We start from the raw sequence: 23,952 nt of genomic DNA, 5'->3' as shown, positions 1-23,952 counted from the left end.
TGCATGATGGATTTTCGTGAGGAAGTAAAGACAAGCATACTAATAGGTGATGGGGCAATGGGCACCCTTTTATATTCAAACGGAATTGATAATTGCTATGAGGAGCTGAACATTAGCGAACCTGAGCGTATTGAAACCATCCATTCGGCCTACTTGGATGCGGGGGCAAACATTCTCCAATCCAATACATATGGTGCAAACTACTATAAACTGAAGCGCTATGGGCTTGAGGATGAGGTAAGCACCATTAATAGAAAAGGAATTTCCATAGCGAGGAAGGCAGCAAAGAAGAAGGCATTCGTTTTTGGAACGATCGGAGCGTCAAGGAGCATCCGTAAATCAGATTTGAGCCTTGAAGAAATTAAAAGAAGCTTCAGGGAGCAACTGTACAGCCAGCTGATGGAACAACCGGATGGTTTGATCTTAGAAACATACTACGATATAGAGGAACTTGAGACGGTGCTGCAACTCGCCCGTAATGAGACAGGGCTGCCGATTATTGCCAATGTGTCGATGCACGAGATCGGCTATTTACAAAATGGGATTCATCTGAATGAAGCATTTCAGAGACTCGGAGAATTGGGAGCCGATGTAGTCGGGGTGAACTGCCGGTTAGGGCCGCATCATATGATACGATCCCTTGAAGAAGTGCCGCTTCCCAAACACGCATACATTGCTGTGTACCCGAATGCAAGCCTGCCTGACTATGTAGACGGACGATTGGTCTATGAAGCGGTGCCCGACTATTTCGGTTCAAGTGCCCTGAAGCTTCGGGAGCAGGGGGCCAGGATTATTGGCGGTTGTTGCGGAACCACTCCAAAACATATTAAAGCAGTGAAACAGGCGCTTGGCGACCTCCAGCCAATCAAAGAGAAAGAAATTAAAGCTCGTCATATTGAAATTATTGAAATAAACGATAATGATACAACAATCGGTCTGCATGAAAAAGCTAAAACAGAAAGAACGATACTTGTGGAATTGGATCCGCCTAAAAAACTAGGGATTGAAACGTTTTTGGCCGGTGCACAGGTGTTGCATGATGCAGGGGTGGATTCAATTACATTGGCTGATAATTCGCTTGCAACGCCAAGAATCAGCAATATAGCAGTCGGTACCATGTTAAAAAACCAAGTCGGTACCAACCCGCTCATCCATATTACCTGCCGCGACCGCAATTTAATCGGTTTGCAGTCACACTTGATGGGCCTGCAAACGCTTGGCTTGGAAGAATTGCTTATCGTGACCGGAGATCCTTCGAAAATCGGTGACTTCCCGGGGGCTACTTCCGTTTATGACCTCTCATCGCTAGATTTAATCAGCCTTGTGAAACAGTTCAATGAGGGCTTGTCCTATTCCGGGCAGAGTCTGGGCAAGCGTTCTAATTTTAAAATTGCAGCCGCCTTCAATCCTAATGTCCGTTATATCCATAAAGCAGTGCAGCGGCTGGAGAAGAAAATCGCATGCGGTGCCCAATCCTTTTTGACCCAGCCAGTATACTCGTTAGACCAAATTGAGGAAGTGTACGAAGCTACGAAGCATTTGCGGACTCCGGTTTTTATCGGAATCATGCCGCTCACAAGCTCCCGGAATGCCGAATTTATTCATAATGAGATACCAGGCATTAAACTTCCTGACGATGTAAGGAGAGCTATGGCAGCAGCGGGAAGCGATCCAGTCAAGGCAAGGACTGAGGGGATTGCGATTGCAAGGAATTTAGTCGATGCGGTGATGGAAAAATTCAAAGGGATTTATTTAATAACGCCATTTTTACGTTACGAAATGACGGCAGAGCTTTCTCAGTATATTAGAAAAATCGACAGCGAACGATTTGCAGAGGTGACAGCACATGACTAAAAGACAGCTTAAGGAACAAATGTTAGAGAAGATCCTCATCCTCGATGGTGCGATGGGGACGATGATTCAGGCAGCCGATCTAAAGCCTGAAGATTTCGGTGGAGAGGAGTTCGAAGGGTGCAATGAATATTTATCAATAACAGCTCCGGAAGTTATTCAATCCATACATGAAGCTTATTTAAAAGCCGGGTCCGATATCATTGAAACAAACACGTTCGGGGCTACCGATATCGTATTGGATGAATACGATTTAGGCTCTTTGGCGTATGAGCTGAACAAAAGATCAGCAGAGCTGGCAAGAGCAGCCTGTGATAAGTATTCTTCAGAAACGTGGCCTAGGTTTGTGGCGGGATCAATGGGGCCGACAACAAAGACCCTATCCGTGACAGGCGGAACAACTTTTGACGTATTATCAGCATCATACGAAGAACAGGCCAGAGGCTTAATCGATGGGGGATGTGACCTGCTCCTTGTTGAAACAAGCCAGGATATGCTGAATGTTAAAGCCGCTTACACCGGAATAAAAAATGCTTTCTCCTTAACAGGGACAGAGCTTCCGATTATCATTTCCGGAACGATTGAACCAATGGGTACGACGCTTGCCGGGCAGTCGATCGAAGCTTTTTACCTATCTTGCGAGCACATGAAGCCGCTCGCCGTCGGTTTGAATTGTGCGACAGGCCCCGAATTCATGACTGACCATATCAGAAGTCTTTCGGAACTATCTGACTCTGGTGTCAGCTGCTACCCGAATGCCGGTCTCCCTGATGAAGAAGGCCATTACCATGAGACACCTGAGTCGCTGGCCGGGAAAATGCTTCAATTCGCGGAAAAAGGCTGGGTGAATATTATCGGCGGCTGCTGTGGAACGACTCCAATGCATATTAAAGAGCTGTCCACTGTGTTACAGGAAATCCGTCCACGCGTGCTGTCGCAAACGACCCATCAGCATGCCGTATCGGGAATTGAGCCGCTTCTATATGATGATTCGATGCGCCCTCTGTTCGTCGGGGAACGGACGAATGTGATCGGTTCACGTAAATTCAAGCAATTAATCCGCGATAAGCATTTCGAGTCTGCAGCGGAGATTGCAAGAGCCCAGGTTAAAAAAGGGGCTCACGTCATTGATATATGTTTGGCAGATCCGGATGATGATGAGTTTGGCAATATGAAAGAGTTCGTCCAGGAGGTTGTCAAAAAGGTAAAGGTGCCGCTGGTGATCGATACAACCGATGAAGCGGTATTAGAAGTAGCTCTAAAGCACTCCCAGGGAAAGGCAATCATCAATTCAATTAATTTGGAGGACGGGGAAGAGCGGTTTGAGAAAATTGTCCCGCTCCTCCATCAATACGGGGGTGCCGTCGTAGTCGGTACGATTGACGAAACGGGCATGGCTGTCGATGCTGAGCGCAAGCTGGAAATCGCTTCACGCTCTGTCGATCTTCTCGTAAATAAATACGGGCTGAACCGGGAAGACCTGATATTTGATCCGCTTGTTTTCCCGGTCGGCACCGGTGACGAGCAGTATATTGGCGCGGCTCTAGAAACGGTAAAAGGAATCCAGGCTATCAAAGAGACGTTCCCGGAATGCTTGACGATTTTAGGCATTTCAAATGTATCATTCGGGCTTCCATCACGGGGAAGAGAAATATTGAATGCTGTGTATTTGTATCACTGTACAAAGGCGGGGCTTGATTATGCGATCGTCAACACTGAGAAGCTTGAACGATTCGCTTCGATCCCCGAAGAAGAAATAAAACTCGCTGAGGCGCTGCTTTTTGAAACATCAAAGGAAACACTGCAGACATTCACCGAGTTTTATCGTGGTAAGAAAGTGGAGAAGAAGGAGAACATTGCCTTGCTGCCTCTAGAGGAAAGGCTGGCTAATTATATCATCGAGGGTACAAAGGAAGGGCTTATAGTCGATCTTCAAGCCGCCCTGCAAAGAGGCGATGAACCGCTTGGAATCATAAACGGTCCGCTTATGGACGGAATGGCTGAGGTGGGCAGATTATTCAATGATAATCAGCTCATTGTCGCGGAGGTACTTCAAAGTGCCGAAGCGATGAAAGCAGCCGTTTCCTATCTTGAGCCCTTGATGGAAAACGAATCCGATAGCGCTAAAAAAGGAAAAGTCTTATTGGCTACGGTGAAAGGGGATGTTCATGATATCGGAAAAAATTTAGTCGATATCATCCTCTCCAATAATGGATATGAAGTGATTGATTTGGGCATCAAAATCAACTCCCAGCAAATTATTGAAGCCGTCCGCGCCCACAAACCGACAGTAGTAGGCCTTTCGGGTTTATTAGTAAAGTCAGCGCAGCAAATGGTACTGACGGCACAGGATTTAAAACAGACTGGTATCGATACACCGATCCTGGTTGGCGGAGCTGCGTTATCGCGAAAGTTTACCGATTTTAAGATAGCTCCAGAATACCAAGGTCCTGTCCTTTACGCCAAAGATGCGATGGATGGATTGGCTACCGCAAATATCCTCCATGACGAGGAAAAAAAGGAAGCGCATTTGGAGGCTTTGAATGCAAAACGAAAGGTTGCTGCAGCCAACGCCGTGGCAGCGGCTCTTATTGTAAAACCTGAAGTAAAGAAATCAGCAGCACCTGTTTTAACCGATGTTCCGGTAAAGAAACCAGCAGACCTAAAACGCCATGTACTTAAGGATTATCCATTTGAAGTTATATTGCCTTATGTCAACAAACAAATGCTGCTTGGGCACCACCTTGGCTTGAAAGGCAAAGTGGATCAGTTATTGAAGCAGGGAGACGAAAGAACTATATCGCTGCATAATTTAACTGATGAACTTGCAGCTTTCCTTAGAGAGAATAAGGATTATTCTTTGAACGGCGTCTATCAGTTTTTTCCTGCCCAGAGTGAGGGCAACAAAGTCCTGGTCTATCATCCTGAAAAAACGGATGAGGTATTGGAGACCTTCGACTTTCCCCGTCAGGAAACCAGTCCTTACCTCTGTTTAGCAGACTATGTCAAATCAGTCTCATCGGGTGAAATGGATTATGTTGGAATGTTTGTCGTGACGGCAGGGAATGGAATCCGCGCTTTAGCAGAACAATGGAAACGTGATGGAGATTTCTTGAAAAGCCATGCTATATCCGCTCTTGCGCTGGAAACGGCGGAAGGCTTTGCCGAACGGATGCACCAGTTGATGAGAGATGCCCTGGGAATTGGTGATTCAATGGAAATGACGATGAAGGAGCGGTTTGCTGCGAAGTATACAGGACAAAGATATTCGTTCGGTTATCCGGCGTGCCCTGATTTGGAAGACCAGGCAAAGCTGTTCCGTTTGCTGAAACCAGAGGAAATCGGCGTCAAGCTGACTGAGGGCTTCATGATGGAACCAGAGGCATCCGTGTCAGCGATTGTCTTTGCGCATCCTGAAGCACGCTATTTCAATGTTAATAAATAAAGAGAAGAAGCGGCTTCCGCTTCTTTTTCTTGTTTGTATAAATGCATTGTTTGACTATAATAAGATATGAAGAAGGAGGCAATGTCATTGAAAGAATTATCCATTGATGAATTTATCCAGAAACCCGATTCCATTGCAATCGATGTACGCTCTCCGATTGAGTTTGAAGAAGGCTCGATTCCCCATGCGAAAAACCTTCCGCTGTTTACAAATGAGGAAAGAACGGAAATAGGCACAATTTATAAACAATCAGGATCAGAAGCGGCAAAATGGAGAGCCATGCAGATCGTCTCTCCAAAGCTTCCTGGCCTGCTTGGTGAAATAAAGAGGGTACAGGAGAGCGGCAAGGAACCTGTCTTGTTTTGCTGGCGAGGCGGCAGCAGAAGCCAATCCATGGCTGCCTTTGCGACTTTGTCAGGCATTGAGGTTTCTAGAATTGCCGGCGGCTACCGCGCTTATCGTGAAAGGATCCTCGAAAAAACACCGGATCTCGTGCAAGGGAAAGCCATTGTCCTTCACGGGATGACCGGGGTCGGCAAAACATTGATTCTCCACGGTCTGAAACAAAAGGGTTACCCTATTCTTGACCTTGAAGGGATTGCGAAACACCGCGGTTCCGTTTTTGGGGATTTTGGAGAAGAAAAGCCGCACAACCAGAAAATTTTTGATTCCTTGCTTTTCGACGGGTTATCATCGATCCAGTCTAAGGACTTTTTTTTAATGGAGGCTGAAAGCAAACGAATCGGCCGTGCTACTCAGCCCGATTTTCTTCTTAAAGCAAAGGAAGAAGGAATTCATATCAGTGTATGTGCATCGATGGAGAAGCGAATCGAGCGCACATACCAGGAATATGTCACCCCGTATAAAGAATGTTCATGGTTTAAAGACAGAGTGTGGGAAAGTCTGCAAAAAATTGAAAGACGAATTAAAAACAAACAAACTTTGGAAAACCTGTATCATGCTGTTAAAAGCGAAAATTATGAACAACTGATCAACATCCTCTTTGTTGATTATTATGACCCCCGTTATTCACATAAAGAAAATTCATATGAGGGTGGGTTTTTCTTTGTGGATGCCGATTCCATCCAGGCGGCGGTTGCAGAAATAGAGAAAATCATTGAGAAAACCGGATTTTCGAAACCAGCGGCGATAGGAATATAGTATATTTTATTATTCATTAAAAAACGATGTACGTTCAAGGGACGACGCACTTCTTGTCAGTCCCTTTTTATTGATAAAGTGGTAAAAAGCACAGCAAATAGTTAAAAAGATGTGGTTTTGTCCTTTTTTCGTGCAATAACCCGTAAATCACCTCCATTTTTCACAATTATTACAGTGATAACCTTTGGATATTTCTTCACAAACATGGTAATATAACATCTGTAAACGTTTTATGCTTAGAATTTTAATAATCTTTTAATAAAATAACTATTTTTGTATAGTTTGCTTAAAATAGTTAAAAAAAAAAGGGCATTACTTATTTTAAGGTAGAACGAAGATATCAAAATTCTACGAACAGTTGGGGGTTTACAGAAATGACCAACAATGATGCTAAGGCATATGACCCATGGAAAGTTTTTTCCGGTCCTAACCTTGGGTACGTCATGGAACAATTCGATTTATACCAAACCAATCCGGATGAAGTCGATCCGGAACTAAAAACTTTTTTTGAAACCTATGGACCTCCATCGGAAGAGATTCTTACGGGAAGCCCACAGACCGGAGCTCCGGTTCAGCAGCAATTGCCTGCTTTAAAGGGCGATTCAATTTCTGTAAAGAAAGTAATGGCTGCAGTAAAGCTAGCTGAGAATATTCGTACATACGGACATCTTGCTGCTGATATTTATCCGTTAAATGAAGTGCCGCTCGATACTGATCTCCTTCATCTGGAAAATTACGGGTTGACAGTTGAAGATTTGAAAAATATATCGGCAGATCTGATTTGGTCGGATGCGCCGGCAAATGTGGAAAACGCTTATGAAGAAATACAATATTTGAAAGAACGCTATACTAAAAAAATTGCTTTTGAATTTTCTCAGGTAAATGATCTTGAGGAAAGAAGATGGCTGAAAGATATGGTTGAATCAGGAAAAATATCTCCGGAGATTTCGACAGAAAAGAAAGCTTTATTATTAAAACGATTAAATGAGGTAGAAGGTTTTGAAAAATTCCTGCATCGTACGTACGTAGGCCAAAAGCGTTTTTCGATTGAAGGTCTTGATGCATTAGTGCCGGTTCTTGATGAAATTATATCAAAAACTGTCCAAAACGGTACACCAGACGTTAACATCGCAATGGCTCACAGGGGACGTTTAAATGTGTTGGCACATGTACTGAGCAAACCTTATGAAGTGGTTTTCTCTGAATTCCAGCATTCCCCTAATACAGATCTAGTCCCTTCTGAGGGTTCAATTGGGATTAACTATGGCTGGACAGGCGACGTAAAATACCATTTAGGACTCGATAAACAAATTACAAAAGAAAACACACAAAAAGCGAGGCTGACCCTTGCAAATAACCCTAGCCATTTGGAAGTAGTCGGTCCGATTGTTGAAGGATATACCCGTGCGGCCCAGGATGACAGAAAGCAATCCGGGTTTCCTAAACAAGACGTTGAAAGGTCGCTTTCTATCTTAATTCATGGTGACGCCGCGTTCCCTGGGGAAGGTATTACAGCTGAAACGCTTAATTTAAGCAGATTAAAAGGTTACCAAGTAGGCGGGGCCATCCATATCATTGCAAATAATACGATCGGTTTTACGACAGAGAGTGAAGATTCACGTTCAACTAAATATGCGAGCGATCCGGCAAAAGGCTTCGAAATTCCGATTGTACATGTCAATGCGGATGATTTGGAAGCATGTTTGGCTGCCGTTTCGCTTGCTCATCAATATCGTACAAAGTTCAAGAAGGACTTTCTGATTGACTTAATCGGCTACAGACGTTTCGGTCATAACGAAATGGATGAACCGCTGGTTACCCAGCCGCAGATGTATGCCCTGGTTCATAAGCACCGTACGGTAAAAGAAATTTATGCGGAAAGACTTCTTCAGGCTGGAGAGATTACCAAAGAAGAAATCGCGGCGATCGAAGAACAGGTAGAGACTAGACTTTCAGAAGCTTATAATAAGGTGTCTGGAATCAAACCAGAGGAACCCCATGAATTGAATCCTCCGGAAACGGTTGGACATGGACTGCCAAAACTTGATACCGCCGTTTCAACAGAAGAGTTGACAGCAATTAATGAAAACTTATTGAAATGGCCTGAAGGCTTTACCGTTAATAAAAAGCTTGGACGCATCCTATCCCGCCGTCTTGATTCCTTTGGCGATAATGGAAAAATTGATTGGGCCCATGCTGAAATAATGGCGTTTGCTTCTATATTGATAGATGGAACCCCAATTCGGTTAACAGGGCAGGATTCTGAACGCGGAACATTTGCACAGCGTAATATCGTACTTCATGACAGTGAAAATGGGAAGACATATTCCCCGCTTCATACGCTGGAGAATGTCAATGCTTCCTTTGCCGTGCATAACAGCCCATTAACTGAAACCGCTGTTCTTGGATTCGAATACGGCTATAATGTGTTCGCACCAGAAACACTGGTACTCTGGGAAGCTCAATTCGGCGATTTTGCGAATACAGGACAGGTTATTTTTGATCAATTCATCTCTGCAGGACGCGCTAAATGGGGCCAAAAATCAGGTCTTGTGATGTTGCTCCCACATGGCTATGAGGGCCAGGGTCCAGAACACTCAAGCGCCCGTCTCGAACGGTACTTATCACTGGCTGCGGAAAATAACTGGACTGTCGCAAACCTGAGCTCGGCGGCACAGTACTTCCATATTCTCAGAAGACAGGCAAAAATCCTCGAGCTGGATGAAGTACGCCCGCTTGTGATCATGACTCCGAAGAGTATGCTTCGAAATCAATCCATGGCATCCGGGGTTTCTGAATTCAGCGAAGGAGAATTCCAATCAATCATTGAAACGCCTGGCGGAAAACCGGAAGCAGTAGAACGGGTGGTTTTCTGTACGGGTAAAATTGCTGTGGAATTGAGAGAAAAGGCAGCTTCTGAGAAAGATCTTGAGTGGTTGAAAATCATAAGTATCGAAGAAATATATCCGTTCCCGTTTAAAGGAATTTGCGATCTGCTTAATAAATATCCAAACTTAAAAGAAGTTGTCTGGGTTCAAGAAGAGCCTAAAAATATGGGGGCATGGTCCTTCGTTGAACCAAGAATAAATGCTGCGGCACCAAATGGGCTGACTGTTTCTTATTTTGGCAGAAAACGCAGATCCAGTCCTGCGGAAGGAGATCCACTAGTTCATAAGATGGATCAGCAACGAATCATGAATGAAGCAATTACGAAGACGATGGAGGGGGAAAAGTAAGATGGCTGAAGTAAAAGTGCCAGAATTAGCGGAATCGATATCCGAAGGAACCGTCGCCCAATGGTTGAAACAAGCTGGCGAACATGTAGAAAAAGGCGACTATATCCTTGAACTTGAAACAGATAAAGTAAATGTTGAAATCATCTCTGATCATTCAGGTACAATAAAGGAACTTCTTGCTGAAGAAGGAGATACGGTTCAAGTTGGACAGGCAATTGCAGTTGTAGATGAAAGCGGCACAGCAGGTGGAGCGGCTCCTCAGGCGGAAGCCCCAAAGCAAGCAGAACCAGCTCAACAGGAAAAAGCACCTAAAGCGGCAGAAAAGGCTGCACCGGCACCAAGTGATACTAAACAAGCTGAAGCGAAAGAAGAAGTGGAAAATTCAAACGGACAAAAAACGATCGCTTCCCCGGCTGCCAGAAAGCTTGCACGTGAAAAGGGAATTGATTTAAGCGAGATTGCTGTTACGGACCCTCTTGGCAGAGTACGCAAGCAAGACGTGGAGGCAGCAAGCAAGGCGCCAGCTCAGCAGAAGGCAGCCCCTTCCGCACAGCCTGCTAAACCTGCGGCAGCTGCGCCTGCCGGGGAAGACGGCAGAGTAGAAGTAATTAAAATGTCACGCCGCCGCCAAACCATCGCAAAACGCCTGGTTGAGGTACAACAAACGGCTGCTATGCTCACAACCTTTAACGAAGTAGATATGACGGCAATCATGGAATTGCGTAAGCGCCGTAAAGATGGCTTCTTTAAACAACACGAAGTGAAGCTTGGCTTTATGTCATTCTTTACAAAAGCGGTCATCGGAGCACTCAAGAAATATCCGTTATTGAATGCCGAGATCCAGGGTACCGAGATCGTTAAGAAAAATTTCTACGATATCGGAGTAGCCGTTTCTACTGAGGAAGGATTAGTAGTACCGGTTGTCAGAGATGCTGACAGAAAAGGATTCGCAGATATTGAACGCTCAATTGGCGATCTTGCTGTTAAAGCGCGAAACAATAAATTAGCACTTTCTGACCTTCAGGGCGGCACTTTTACAATCACGAACGGTGGAACATTTGGATCATTGCTTTCCACCCCAATCTTGAACGCACCGCAAGTCGGTATTCTCGGAATGCACAAAATCCAGGTACGGCCGGTTGCCATCGACAACGAAAAAATGGAAAACAGACCGATGATGTATCTCGCATTATCTTATGACCACCGCATCGTTGACGGAAAAGAAGCAGTCGGTTTCCTTGTAACCTTAAAAGCATTGCTTGAAGATCCGGAACAATTATTATTAGAAGGCTGATTAAATCAGTGTTGAACCCCTGTCTGCATGCAGACAGGGGTTTTTTCATGGCTAATAAATGTAGATGCTCCAGTTTTGGACTTTTTGATTTTTGACCGGATCGGGAATTTTATATCTATATATAATGAGATAAAGAATTACAGTTTATATGAGCGATTAACCGGATTTAAGAGCTATTTTTGAAATTTACGTTAAGTGGCGATAAAACTAGAAAACAGACGACAAAATTATAAAAGTGACGACTTTTTTGAAGTTAAATGGGGTTGGAGAATAGCTAAGCAGGGGTTTAGCTACTCAAATTTAACTTCAATAAACATTCTACTAAAGAACGAACTATTTTATACGGAAAATTTTCGCGGTCAGAAGGACTATATTTTCAAAGTAGATATAAATAAAATTACACAATTACCCTATATTGTTCGTCCATTCCTAATTTTAGAATCTGAATATAGTGGTCTTATAAAAAAAGAAAGGAGGAACTTCAATGGATAAAAGTAATGGCAAGAGTAGAGGTAACGGCGGTTCTAATGCTAAAGCAGATGTTCGCTTTGATGCAGTAGAGAATGATTTTGATAATGATATAGACATTGACAATGATAATCAAGTTGATTCCGAAAATAAAGTGAAAAACGAAGACAAAAATAAGAACATTGCGAAAATCTGCAACTCAGGTAACTCCAAAATCGATCTTGATATCGATGTAGATTCTGATTCAAACGCTCGCGTACGTTCAAATTCCCGTTCGAACGCAGATGCGGAAGCTGACCAGGATCAAGATTCAGAACAAGATCAAGAGACGGATCAAGACCAGGACGTTGACGTTGATCTCTAAGCTCAAAGTGAGAAAAAAAATAAAACCAAAAGTCAGCATCAGTTTTACTGGCTTTTTTATGTCGTCAGTAGGACGATACTGCATCATTTGTTTCAGGTAAAGAACACTCCTTATATTCTTTAACCAATCTATTGGGAAAATTTACAATGTGTTTTAAAGATATTTACCCTTCGAATTATGGACTCCAACCCAGTTTGGAACGGCATAAAGCAATAACCGCAATACTTCGCAACCTATCTCAGAATTAGAAAAAGTTTCGGAAGGGTTGTCTGTAGTGAACAAGGGTTTTTACCGCATAATCCTAAACAACCGATTATAACGCTTTTTAGGCTATTCCTTACTAGTTGAACATTCCGAAACTCGTGATATTAGAAGCGATAATTACATATACATGTATTGTCGGATGGCGAGGACATGATAACATCTTTGCAGACAAGGGACCATCTTGGGTACCGTGGTTGCTGGTTTTTGTTTAATTGGGTGTATTCACTGACATTTTACTTAAACTCGAATATTACAATTTTATACATATCTTCTTCAATGAGGAACTACAAGCAGAGGGGGAGTCCCTTTTGCCATGAAAAAAACACCCTTATTCGGATGCCTTACACTTTATAATTTAACTTCTTTAATTCCCGATCTGTTAGCAAATTAACATATCATTAATGGACGTTTTTACAAGTTGAATTCAAATATACCGATTTTGTCTGACAATTTCCGCACGCTTTCTGTCAATTTTTGTATGACGAATTAACACTACTGTTTGCTGTTAACCTTTATAATTAGAAGATAAGACACACTGTAATAAAGGAGGATATTCTTCTTATGGTTTTAGTACACAAGAAAAGAAATAGGTACACTGTAGTTGTCAACGGAGCGTCAGGGCAACTTGAACCTGTTGTTATTATAGCCAGTAACATGCAGGAAATGTTTAACAAGTTAATTAAGGTTCATGGACATCTCCTTATTGATGAAGAAGGAAACGAGGTAGGAACAGTTCAATTTAGGTCAAATGTTTTAGGCTGATGTTGCTAACGAGGTCATACGCATATTTAGAAATCGTTTGTAACCTAGCACCATCTTTTTTTCGTGTATAAACGTTTGTTCCTATAGGAACCAAAGATGAAAGTTCTAAAACTTGATGGTTATGCATTCTAATACAGCCGCGTGACACAATTTTACCAATCGAAGAAGGATTGTTAGTACCGTGTATCCCGTAATGAGGTTTTGACAAACCCATCCATAGCACTCCGAACGGGCCTCCAGGATTGGGTTGTTTATTGATTATTTTATAGTTTCCACTAGGTGTTGGGGTTAATATTTTCTCAACAGCAATTGGGTATGTCTTTAACAGCCTGCTGGCATCATAAAGTTTTAATTGACGTTTGCTTGTAGATACATCAATCCATTTCACCATAAGATCATCTCCATATTGTCGATACATTTATGGTATGAAGTCTTATTATTTTTGCCATCAATTTGAAGGTCGCGATTTAGAGTGTTTCAAATATTCGAAAAGAAAAAGTAGTACTTAAAACTATCCTTGTGGTCTTGAACTGGAAGAGGGAATCAGTCGCATAAGATCCGTTAATCAGAGAATAAACCTATTTTAAACAAAATTAACCGGTTTAGTTTCCAGTTATCTGAGTTCCTGTTTTTTCGCCAATGTATCACGACCTGGAATTATTCGTTCGATTCTTCAGTAGAAAAATTACGCCGATACATAATAGTAGCAACCCATGTAAGTGCTTCATTCAATTAATGATAAAATCCATTTCTTTAAATCGACCATTCGTAAATGGGAAGGATTTGAGTCGGTACCTGTTATGATCATTGGGACTAAGGTATCTTGTTCGTGCAAACCTCCATGTCCTGCGCCCCCAACATGGGTCGGCGACCCTTCCCCAATTATTTCATGACCTGGTTTGGCGCTTACAATCAGAAAATCACCTTCATGAGAATATAAACTGCTATGTATTCTGGCTAAGGCATCTGGGTAAACCCCATATTTTATTTCCCTATCGCATAACGTGAGATTTAATAAATTTTCGTCACCATTAAGAGACCATGATTGCCCATACTGATCATAATACTCACCATCTGGTTGAAAGAGAAACTCACCCTCGAGTTCCCCTGATCTTACCTCGATTTGTTGGCCTTTTTTCCATGCGATTACATCGATTCGCTTATCCTTTTGCAATATTCGTGCAAGATCATGAAGTGGTACATTCGTTAGATCAAATGTGTAAATATAAGCCATTCTATCATTAACTGCGAGCACAATTTGATCGGTTGCGACTAACCCTTTCCTTAATTTCATAATTCGATACGAACTAAGCGATTTTCGCAAATCAATAATGGCTTCCTTGCGTTTGGAGCCTACCCAGGCCTGACCATTATCCCCTAATGTGATCCATTTATTTTGTTCCAATGCTTTATCCCACGAGCCATACAAATTTAGAAGCTTTGGTTGTACGGTTTTTTTTTATTTTTGTGAACCCTGTTAGTAATTTTGGCAATTTTAAATGGTATGATGTATTACCCCGATAAACTAGTGCATTGATCGAGGCGGATTTCCTGCCCCTATTCTCTAACTCCTCATGTATGGTTACTACTTTATGACTAATATGCCTCTCATTCAAATTGAACAATAAATCCTCTATCGCTTGTCCGAGTCCAAGCTTCCATAGCTCCCGGTAATGGCTGCCATAATTAATAAGGCGTTTTTCTTTTTTATTGAACCAGACTAAACCGGGCAGACCATGCTCATTACAATAAGTTCCTGTGAGAAGGGTCGTATCCACGTTCACTGACATAGTCGGAAAGGGAGCAACCAGATCTGGAAAGTATTGTCCCTTATCCATTAAAAACTTCAACGCAGGAGCCCTACCAGTTTTTACAGCTTCTTGCAAAGGTGAATCCATTAAGGTATCGACCACTAGCATGATGACCGGCTTTTCATGTAACTCATTTTGATTGATTATATTTGCCAATTCTATTCACCCTTCTCAATGGTCTCCTGTGAATTATCTCTATCCCCTATAATGTTTTCTTAAAATAAAGATTTCATGATAACTTTTTGAATTACTTTAAGTTGCTCCAATACTTCGGGAGACTTTGTATGCCCTGTAAAATATGCAACAGCTTGATTTTTACTTAGGAGGAAATGGCAATTATAAAGTTTTCAAGCCAGGAAAAGATATAGAAGAAATTTTTCACGACCCGAGAGTTCATTTTCCGACAAGGAGCAAAGTAGGTGGGCAACATGCATCTAAAGGTTTTGACTTTTAATATACACCAAGGAAGAGGGGTAGATAGAAAATTAAATTTACAACGAATTAGTAACATCATCAAAACCACTAATGCGGATATTATTGGCTTAAATGAAGTAGATAGATATTTCTCGGAAAGAAGTAATTTTATGGATCAGGCGCTTTATTTGGCAAACGAGTTGAATATGGAATATGTATACGGCCCTGCCGTTACCATCGAAACTCTAGGAACGAAGAACCACCGCCAATTTGGAAATGCATTGCTTTCACGTTTTCCCATAGTCAAATCTCATAATCATCCCTTTGATTTTTTACCCAGGGTAATGGAAAACCGGGCATTGCTGGAAGCCAAAGTGAATGTGGGACAGCAGGAAGTAACAGCTTTTGTTACCCATCTAAGCCTTGCACCTTTTCTTCATAAAAAACAATCAACTTTTATCCTAAATGAAATTGTCAAATGTGAAGGTCCTGCCTTTGTTATGGGGGACTGGAATATGAGTCCTCAGTCAAGAACCTGGAGAAAAGTTACGCAAAGTTTAACTGACGTATGGACAGAACATAATCGCGGAAATCAACGAGGTTATACATTTCCATCCACGCGTCCATTTAGAAGACTGGACTATATTTTTGTTACTAAAGAAATGAAGGCAATAGAATCAAAAGTAATTACTTTAGACAAGAAAGCATCAGACCATTTACCATTAATGGCGACATTAAAATTAGTATAGCATGGATTATTTTAAACAAAAAAAACTAAAGGAAGTAGAATTATGAGAGGGTATTTTTTATCGATTTGGAACTTTTTTGACCCGTTATACTACAGATTTACCCGGCTTACTTATCTTCATGATATGCATTCAATGGACAATATTTTCAGGGTTCGTCTTACATGCTATAAGGGGAGGGATGTCATGCTCTCAGACGGTACCTATATTAAGAGAAATGATACATTAGTCAAAATTCACTTGCATAATGTGAGATTGTTGAATGAATTAAAGCATATTAACAGTGAAATAAGAAAAGGGAAAATCATTTATCAAAGCGTTCAAAGGTCATTGCCAGGGATTGAATTATATATTAGAAATCATAAGAATTACCATGAAATAAAAGGGATCATCGGTATCACCTCTTTAAACAAATGCTGTGAACGTCTCGGTTTTGAAGTAATAGGCATATCTCATCCGGTTTATAAATGGCTTAAGTGGGCAACCTTTTTACCGATTATGTTCCTTTCTGCCAAAGGACCTTCAATCAAAACAATACTGAAACAGTCTCCACCCGGTTATTTATTTATGTCCAAAGATAAATTATCGGAACTATATAAGATATAGAGAAATAAAAAGGACTGTTAACAAAAACGTTAACAGTCCTTACATTGCAGATAATGATTGTTTTTCAGCTGATGATACTGATAATTGGTGCAATGTGATCTCAGGCCGGCTCCCAATACGGATGTTTACTCCGGTTTGGCCCAGTCCCTCATTAATATAAAAAGGTTTTCCATCCTGCATGTGCATTCCTTTAATAATGTTCATTTTTACGAGTTTCCCCATTTTCACAAGGTGATACGCTTTTGGATAACAAATCTGCCCGCCATGGAAATGGCCTGCTAACAAGTAGTCAAAATGGTTTTTATCCATATGAAGGACAATATTAGGGTCATGGGTTAACACTAAATTCGTTCCGTTGTGCATGCCTGCATAAGATGCCGTCAAATTACTGCGTCCCGTACTGAAATCATCGATACCTATAATGTTTACCGGTAGTCCATTCACATGAATGACTGTGCTTTCATTTTGCATAACTGTGCAGCCGTGATGTTCCAGTGTTTCTTTTAGCTGTTGAAAATTATCTCCGCGTAAAACATAATCATGATTACCGAATACAGCGTACATGCCATGTTTAGCATTTAATTGATTTAACACTTTTAAATATGGAGCAAGCTTTGGGATCGTACGTTTACGGTCGAGGAAGTCACCTGTCAAGGCAATCAAATCAATCTTTTCGTTTTTCAACTTTTCATAAAGCTCAGCCGGGGAAATAGAGATGTTTTCAAGATGCAGATCTGAAAGCTGCAATATATTTAATACGGGATTAGTCCCGAGTCCCTGATTTGGATTTATTTCTATTCTATTGATCACGATATCCTTTGTATTCTTATATGCCCGATTAATTAAATAAAGCAGGAGCATAAATAAAGCTGTAAATAATAGTATTTTCATTTGTTTCACCCCCACTAAGATTATACATGAAAAATCTCTTTATTCTTACGGTAATTGATGGCACTTATGATATGGGTATTATTACCTATACATTAGTAAGAATAGGAAAAACAAAAATAAAGAAAATTAATAAAGAGGCAATCAGTATTAATTCTAGTAGAGGTGACGAATGGAGCAACAATCAGCAAATAAAACCATATTGTTCTTACCTTTTTTACAAATTCCATCAGGCCATCATCAGGTTGCAAAAGCATTAATGGACGGGATACAGAAAAATCAACCTTATATAAAATGTGAAAAGGTTGATATTCTTTCCTATAGTTTTGGCAAAGTGGAAGCACTGGTGTCGAATACTTATCTTAAATGGATTCATGCTTTTCCAGGGCTATACAGCCGGGTATACCGCAGCAGTGTCTATAAAAACGTCGATGAGAAAAAACGATTTAGGCTTTATGAAATTTTGTTTTTACGATATATGAGAAAACTGTTATCGGAGAAAAAACCGGATGTCATTGTATGCACCCATGGCCTTCCATCCTATATGTTAAATTATTTAAAGGAAAAAAAAGAGATAAGCGTACCAGTTATCAATGTATATACCGATTATTTCATTCATAGTGTCTGGGGGATACAACATATCGATTACCACTTCGTTCCCACAAATCACATGAAAGATTTTTTGCAGCAAAAAGGATTAAAAGAAGGCCAAATTTTTTTAACCGGCATTCCCATCCATCATAAAATTAACAAACAGGCAGATCATTCAAAACCCGTTGCTGCTTTTTCTCCTTTATCCATTTTAATTACCGGAGGAAATCTAGGCGTAGGAGCAATCAACGATTTAGTTAAGAAAATAGGAACCAATAAAAGTTTTCATTTTTATGTGTTGTGCGGTACAAATCAAGCTTTATATCAAATGATAACAAACCTGCAAAAAAACAACATTACTCCGATTGGGTATATTGAGAGCAGAGAAAAAATGAATGAACTCTACGACAAAATGGACGCGATCGTGACGAAACCTGGCGGTGTTACAATAAGTGAATGCCTGTTTAAACGAAAACTAATTTTTATCTATCATGCATTGCCGGGACAAGAAGAAATCAATGTGCAGATGCTTGAAAAATCAGGGCTTATCTTTCAATTGAAGCAGTGGAAAAATGACAATCAATCATTAGAGGATCAATTATATCCTTTCTTTCAGAGCAACACCCTTCTCGAAAGTTATCAAGACAGGATTAACGAATATCATCATAACATTATCGAGAAAATTCCATCGCAAATCATTGAGGAATTATTGTATGCAAGAAATCTTTAATATAAGACAAGCTCTTCTTATTATTATCAGTTACTCAGGGAGTTAAGAGATGAAAAAATGGTTTATTATAGTCGGTTACTTGTTGGTCATCTTTATCGGTTTTATAAATAGAGAACAGATTCTGCATTGGATTCAGGAAAATGACAAAACTCATCTTCCCCTTATGTTTCTATTCTCAGCGATTATTGCAACAATCCCGATTATTCCTTTTACTTTATTTTCGGCCCTTATGGGCGCTAAATATGGACTGTTTACCGGGTCAATGATCAACTGGTTTGGAAGCGTAGCTGCATCTTTCATCTATTTTTTGCTTGCGCGCTATTTTTTGACTGGTTTTTTTAATGTCCATTTGAAAAAGTTTAAAGGAATCGATAAGTTTCACCAAATGATCGAGAAAAATGGTTTTATTGCCATTTTTATTGCTAGAATAGTCCCTGTTATTCCTCCGCCAGTGGTTAATATATATTCAGGTGTAACCGGCATGGCTTTTCTGACTTATATCTCTGCGACTGCAATCGGAAAAGTACCCCCTACGCTATTTGTGGCGTATAGCGGAGGGTATATTCTGTCATCGTTGCCTAAATTTTTTGCAGGAGCTGCCATATACTTGATTTTCCTTACAATCATTATTTTGTTTTATAAAACGTGGTTCAACAGACAATCCCATATAAAACTGAAAAAAATCCAATGAGTAACCAAATGTTTCTCCATTGATTATTATTTCGGTATACTATTTAAATAAGCCAGCATATATTACACTTTCTATTACTTATTTCTTCATTAGTTTTTTATGGTATAATCATTTACTAAAATTAAATTTTGGGGTAGATAGGCAATTGTCTAGTCCTTGGAATTATTGAGGAACATAAGATAAAACTGAATATACTCAATATAAGAAAGGGTAAAAGGTGCCTCCCTATCATAATCACATGTCTTATTATCAACCTCAATATTACAGTCAGTTTCGCAATACCCTGGGTCTCGAGATTTGGGCAGAGCAACAAATCAAACAACTAATGGAAACTCTGACTAAAGGAATAGAAGATGCTAGATTCTTACGACTGATTGCCAAAACAAATTAGTCCCACATTTTCGCTGAATGAAGAAGTAGGATCAGACAGCAGAAAGGAAGATTCCAACGTTGGAAGAAAAGAAGGAAAAAAGGTGGAGCGTAAAGGGTTATCCTTTTGATCATCTTACAGTATGCACAGGGAATTAAAGAAGCAGTCATGATTACACGTAAAGAACAAGAATATTTACAATGCATACCCAAACCTATTCTGTTTAGGCTCCAAACATTGCGCGAACGCCTCATCCGGTGTCTGATAGTCTAGGATTTTCCTTGGCAGCTGATTAAGCCAGGATTCTACTTGCTCAATCTTGTCATCGGTGAATCAGTTGTCCTTTCTTGATGAATCGGCGAATGAGCCCGTTGTGTCGCTCGTTGGTTCCACGCTCATAGGAGGCGTAAGGGTGTGAAAAGTAGACAACGATTTCTTTGTCTGTTCCCAGTCCTGCCAGGCCACTAAATTCAGACCCGTTGTCCGCGGTGATGCTTTTGAATACCTGTGGCATCTTATCTTCATAAGACAGGAGAATGGCCCTGTTAGCCCTGATTTCTGATAAGCAGAGATTTCGCCTCTCTCTGTTTCGCTGAGGTGTTTAAAAGTGCGTTTTGTTGTGGTAGAATGAGCCTGAGCCATAGTTACAATTAACCTTTTTATTAAAATCTTACTTATGAATATAAACGTTTGTTCCTATAGGAACCAAAGATGAAAGTTCTAAAACTTGATGGTTATGCATTCTAATACAGCCGCGTGACACAATTTTACCAATCGAAGAAGGATTGTTAGTACCGTGTATCCCGTAATGAGGTTTTGACAAACCCATCCATAGCACTCCGAACGGGCCTCCAGGATTGGGTTGTTTATTGATTATTTTATAGTTTCCACTAGGTGTTGGGGTTAATATTTTCCCAACAGCAATTGGGTATGTCTTTAACAACCTGCTGGCATCATAAAGTTTTAATTGACGTTTGCTTGTAGATACGTCAATCCATTTAACCATAAGATCATCTCCATATTGTCGATACATTTATGGTATGAAGTCTTATTATTTTTGCCATCAATTTGAAGGTTGGGATTTAAAGTGTTTTTTTGCTACCTTCATCCTCCATGACTTTATATAAATAGATTTTCCATGCGGCACTTTTTTCTGTAAAAATTTTATCAAGCTTTAAATGATTCTCTGTTGCATTATCAATCGGCACAGCTGAGAAAATATATTTGCCGCCAAGTTTTTTAAACGGTTCCATATTTAGTTCAAGATTCTTCAGCCTTTTCTTGGAATCCTTTTTATACATGTAATGCTTCCCCAGCTCCGAGGTAAAGATGTAGCATCGTCCGCCCCATTCATCAAAATAGATCCGAATCGCTTTACTCTTGGTCAATTCATTTTCAATAATTTTCCGAAATTGGTGTTTATAACTTAACGGATAAAAATTATTATATGTATCCAGTGTGTAAAACCCGTTAAATTGGGCAATTGCCGGATGAATGCCGATATTTGCAACGCGGTAATCTTCTTGGGGAAGTGCTATATGCTCTTTAATATTCTGAAAAAGCCTTTCTGCATAAAACTCTTTTACAGATGGCGAATTTTGATTGATAATTTCTTCATTAAAGGCCGCTAATAAAAGAATTTGGGCTGCCATAAAAATGGATAATGTTCTTTTTGTGAATTCACAATAGGTAAAAATGATTCTTAACGCAAGGGCAAAGCTAACATAGATAATCATCGGTCTTAAAAAGTGAAACCTGGCAAAGTTGAAAGTATCCAAAAAATGAAACCTTTCAGTTAAAGGAAGCCAGCCTTCATAAAACCAAAAGGCGTACCATGTTGAAAGGATAAAGTTCAACGCAAACAAAAATACAAAAACTTTTTCTTGTCTCCACAGTTTTTTTGTAATAATGACATAAAAGGTAAAAACAGTAATTGGAAGGATGACAAGAGCATGGACAGTCATGACATGCACATGACCCAGGACAAAGTTTCGAACGATCAACCGGATTACCCTCCAAAGGGGTAATTTTGCATGAAAATACTCATCCCTGCTGTTTGGTTCAAAATCGAAAATGAATGAAAACACCAGGCGGTACTCAACGAGACAAAAAATTAGCGTCATATAAACAATTGATAGAAAAAATCTTAAATTCCAGCCTTTCCCCCTGATAATATCTGTTACCCACAAAACTCCCATAGCAAAGAGAAAAAAGAAAAAGCCGAGCACGATGCTCGAATACAGCGGCAGCAAAGTAAGTACCAGATAGTTTCTCCAGTGTCTTTCACCAATTCGTATATTTAAAAATGCCCAGAGAGCAAGTGGCATCCCAAGAGTGCTGAGCATTCCCGATGGCCAAAAAGGAGTCAGGGCAAAGGCCAGGGATGTTCCTACCCGAATCCACGCCAATTGTTTGTCCGGCAGGAAATGCTTTTTAAGAAGTAAATACATTCCAAGAAAAGCAATGACTCTTGTAAGTGCCTGGCTAATAGTGTAGGCAGCCATGGTTGGGAACAGGGTATACAGCCAAACAATAACGCTGAACTCAGTACTGAATGTATTTCTCGGCATTCCATTACTTATTTGCGGGAGTCTCGAGTTAATGGAACCAAAGATTTCATTGCTTTCTTTCAGCACCTTATACCAGGCCAAATTGGAATCCAAATTATCATGTACACGGATATGAGCATTTTCACCAAGAAGTATTAGCGGTGAGAGATATAAAGCTATCACAAGAAGAGCAAAGATGAATAGTCTTTTCTCATTTTTTTCGATTTGCAAAACTACATACACCCCCTGACTGAAATTAAATTTAAAAGGATATACATATTGTTTTATTTTATGTAAGAATATATTCTTTTTTGGGGGCATGAATTCGAAGTTGCAGGAATGATTTCGCACACGCCGCATTAGAATGATTATGCTTTCCTCTATGACAAGTAGGGATTGTAGCATACTTAAATTCATGAATAGCTATTATTTTAAATATGTAGCCCATCTTCCGCATGTCATAAATTGACGAAAATTGATATTGATTGTCACAAAAAAGGATTAAAGAAACCGAGGATCGAATCATTTAGAATAACTTCCTAAATGAGGTGATCTGCATGTCCATTACAATTGAGGAAGCTCAAATAATCTATGCCCGTTCTTCCTCCGTCATTGCTCATTTTTGCGATGAACTGAATGTGGTGAAGCATATTAACGACCGTGTTTCCTGGGATCCAAACCGGGCTGAAATGTCCCCCGGTGAAGCCATTAAAGCATTGGTCATTAACCTGTTGGTAAAAGCGGGAACCCCTTTATCGTGTCAATGATTTTTATAAAAGTGTGGACATTTCCAATCTATTTGACAAGTCTTGGCAAGCCGATGACTTTAACGATGACCGCTTGGGGCGGGCTTTGGAAAAGCTCGCCAAGAGTGATCTTCCAGGCATTTATCACGGCATTGCCTTTGAAGCTCTGGAGAAGGAAGGGATTCTCCTTGACCAAGCCCATTTTGATACGACGAGTCTCTCCCTCCAGGGAGCCTATGAGACAGCATATTCTGAAGAGGACTCTCTCCGGATTACCTTCGGACACAGTAAGGAGCGCCGACCGGATTTAAAACAGCTGATGTTTGGCTTGGGCAGCGTTCAGGGCTTCCCGATCTTCGCCGATGTCATGGATGGATGGAAACACATCGGATAAAAAGTGGAATGGAGACATGGCCCTTCAGATGAAAGATCTCCTTCCGTCAGAAACGCTTCAATCTATGATCACCATCGCAGACTCCGCCATGGTTACGGAAGAAAATCTAAAAATCTTCAGCGATCGCCCGTTCATTAGCCGTTTCCCGGAAAACTTCGGCTTATGCAAAAAATTAAAAGAGACGGCCTTTGAAAACGAAGCCGACTGGGCTCAAGTTGGTACGCTCTCTGACAAGAAGAATTCGGCCATCTACCGAATTCAAGGAATGAACACTGAATTGTATGATCGAACCTATCGGTTCGCCGTGGTGCACTCATCCGCCTTGGATCAGCGGAAGCAGAAGAAAATAAATCGTGACGTGTCCAACGAAGGATCGAAGATCGAAAAATCCATCAAAACTTGGAGTGGGATCGAGTACCATTGCCACGAAGACGCCGCCGCCGCCCAATTGGAACAACATGTGGCTACCCGACTCAAATACCATCGACTCACCGGTGAAGTGAAGCGGATGGAAAAAGTAAAGCGACGCCCGGGACGGCCTTCAAAGACGGTGACAGCCCCTGTGGACATG

Annotated in this window: 17 protein-coding genes and 3 pseudogenes; 13 read left to right on the top strand and 7 right to left on the bottom strand. The window is 40.9% G+C overall.

Annotated features, from left to right (window positions below):
* The first annotated feature begins 6 nt into the window (after positions 1–6).
* The 7 genes from ELQ35_RS00100 (at position 7) to ELQ35_RS00070 (ending at position 12,845) form a co-directional block, all read left to right on the top strand.
* The gene (locus ELQ35_RS00100) at positions 7–1,854 is read left to right on the top strand and encodes a bifunctional homocysteine S-methyltransferase/methylenetetrahydrofolate reductase (RefSeq protein ID WP_126862832.1); all 1,848 of its coding nucleotides are present in this window, start codon (positions 7–9) and stop codon (positions 1,852–1,854) included.
* Positions 1,847–5,296, top strand: a complete 3,450-nt coding sequence (metH, locus tag ELQ35_RS00095; RefSeq protein ID WP_126862831.1) for a methionine synthase — start codon at positions 1,847–1,849, stop codon at positions 5,294–5,296. The genes ELQ35_RS00100 and metH overlap by 8 nt, the downstream gene beginning before the upstream one ends.
* Positions 5,297–5,377: 81 nt before the next feature.
* Positions 5,378–6,457 (top strand): tRNA 2-selenouridine(34) synthase MnmH, encoded by a 1,080-nt coding sequence (mnmH, locus tag ELQ35_RS00090; RefSeq protein ID WP_246025910.1) that lies wholly within the window; start codon positions 5,378–5,380, stop codon positions 6,455–6,457.
* A gap of 374 nt (positions 6,458–6,831) precedes the next feature.
* Positions 6,832–9,693 carry a 2-oxoglutarate dehydrogenase E1 component gene (locus ELQ35_RS00085; RefSeq protein ID WP_126862829.1) on the top strand — a complete coding sequence of 954 codons (2,862 nt, stop codon included), beginning with the start codon at positions 6,832–6,834 and terminating at the stop codon, positions 9,691–9,693.
* Between the two features lies 1 nt (position 9,694).
* A complete protein-coding gene (gene odhB / locus ELQ35_RS00080) occupies positions 9,695–10,987 on the top strand; it encodes a 2-oxoglutarate dehydrogenase complex dihydrolipoyllysine-residue succinyltransferase (protein WP_126862828.1) in 1,293 nt (430 codons plus the stop codon).
* A gap of 484 nt (positions 10,988–11,471) precedes the next feature.
* On the top strand, positions 11,472–11,819 hold the full coding sequence (locus tag ELQ35_RS00075) for a hypothetical protein (RefSeq protein ID WP_126862827.1): 348 nt from the start codon (positions 11,472–11,474) through the stop codon (positions 11,817–11,819).
* Positions 11,820–12,644: 825 nt separating this feature from the next.
* Positions 12,645–12,845, top strand: coding sequence for a hypothetical protein (locus tag ELQ35_RS00070; RefSeq protein WP_126862826.1), 201 nt, complete (start codon positions 12,645–12,647; stop codon positions 12,843–12,845).
* Here ELQ35_RS00070 and ELQ35_RS00065 read toward each other — a convergent pair.
* The 3 genes from ELQ35_RS00065 to ELQ35_RS23515 form a co-directional block, all read right to left on the bottom strand.
* Positions 12,823–13,236 carry a L,D-transpeptidase gene (locus tag ELQ35_RS00065; protein ID WP_126862825.1) on the bottom strand — a complete coding sequence of 138 codons (414 nt, stop codon included), beginning with the start codon at positions 13,234–13,236 and terminating at the stop codon, positions 12,823–12,825. The genes ELQ35_RS00070 and ELQ35_RS00065 overlap by 23 nt on opposite strands.
* Before the next feature lie 333 nt (positions 13,237–13,569).
* Positions 13,570–14,250, bottom strand: a complete 681-nt coding sequence (locus tag ELQ35_RS23520) for a hypothetical protein (RefSeq protein ID WP_307364288.1) — start codon at positions 14,248–14,250, stop codon at positions 13,570–13,572.
* Positions 14,251–14,254: 4 nt separating this feature from the next.
* A complete protein-coding gene (locus ELQ35_RS23515) occupies positions 14,255–14,812 on the bottom strand; it encodes an alkaline phosphatase family protein (protein ID WP_307364284.1) in 558 nt (185 codons plus the stop codon).
* 272 nt (positions 14,813–15,084) lie between these two features.
* Between ELQ35_RS23515 and ELQ35_RS00055 the strand changes: the two genes are divergently transcribed.
* Positions 15,085–15,819, top strand: a complete 735-nt coding sequence (locus tag ELQ35_RS00055; protein WP_126863141.1) for an endonuclease/exonuclease/phosphatase family protein — start codon at positions 15,085–15,087, stop codon at positions 15,817–15,819.
* A 42-nt stretch (positions 15,820–15,861) separates the two neighbouring features.
* Entirely contained in the window at positions 15,862–16,422 is a 561-nt protein-coding gene (locus ELQ35_RS00050; protein ID WP_126862824.1) for a YkoP family protein, read from the top strand.
* A 39-nt stretch (positions 16,423–16,461) separates the two neighbouring features.
* On the opposite strand, the gene ELQ35_RS00045 is transcribed toward ELQ35_RS00050, so the two are convergent.
* Positions 16,462–17,313 (bottom strand): metallophosphoesterase, encoded by an 852-nt coding sequence (locus tag ELQ35_RS00045; protein WP_126862823.1) that lies wholly within the window; start codon positions 17,311–17,313, stop codon positions 16,462–16,464.
* A 169-nt stretch (positions 17,314–17,482) separates the two neighbouring features.
* On the opposite strand from ELQ35_RS00045, the gene ELQ35_RS00040 reads away from it, so the two are divergent.
* Entirely contained in the window at positions 17,483–18,631 is a 1,149-nt protein-coding gene (locus tag ELQ35_RS00040) for an MGDG synthase family glycosyltransferase (protein WP_126862822.1), read from the top strand.
* A gap of 49 nt (positions 18,632–18,680) precedes the next feature.
* Positions 18,681–19,322, top strand: a complete 642-nt coding sequence (locus ELQ35_RS00035) for a TVP38/TMEM64 family protein (protein WP_126862821.1) — start codon at positions 18,681–18,683, stop codon at positions 19,320–19,322.
* A 565-nt stretch (positions 19,323–19,887) separates the two neighbouring features.
* On the opposite strand, the pseudogene ELQ35_RS22895 reads toward ELQ35_RS00035, so the two are convergent.
* The 3 genes and pseudogenes from ELQ35_RS22895 to ELQ35_RS00020 all read right to left on the bottom strand — a co-directional run.
* Positions 19,888–20,209, bottom strand: a pseudogene (locus ELQ35_RS22895) (IS30 family transposase); the annotation flags it as partial.
* 153 nt (positions 20,210–20,362) lie between these two features.
* Entirely contained in the window at positions 20,363–20,698 is a 336-nt protein-coding gene (locus tag ELQ35_RS00025; protein ID WP_126862820.1) for a L,D-transpeptidase, read from the bottom strand.
* 76 nt (positions 20,699–20,774) lie between these two features.
* Entirely contained in the window at positions 20,775–22,472 is a 1,698-nt protein-coding gene (locus ELQ35_RS00020; protein WP_370873395.1) for a DUF6044 family protein, read from the bottom strand.
* A gap of 326 nt (positions 22,473–22,798) precedes the next feature.
* Between ELQ35_RS00020 and ELQ35_RS23605 the strand changes: the two are divergent.
* Both ELQ35_RS23605 and ELQ35_RS00005 read left to right on the top strand, forming a co-directional pair.
* Positions 22,799–23,381 (top strand): annotated as a pseudogene (locus ELQ35_RS23605) (DUF4277 domain-containing protein).
* Positions 23,382–23,397: 16 nt separating this feature from the next.
* Positions 23,398–23,952: pseudogene (locus ELQ35_RS00005) on the top strand (IS1634 family transposase); the annotation flags it as partial.

Origin of the sequence: Peribacillus cavernae (assembly GCF_003989135.1) — a bacterium.
GTDB classification, from domain to species: Bacteria; Bacillota; Bacilli; order Bacillales; family DSM-1321; genus Peribacillus; species Peribacillus cavernae.
Note: the sequence above shows the minus strand (reverse complement) of the source record. Positions and strands in the feature narration are given on the sequence as shown.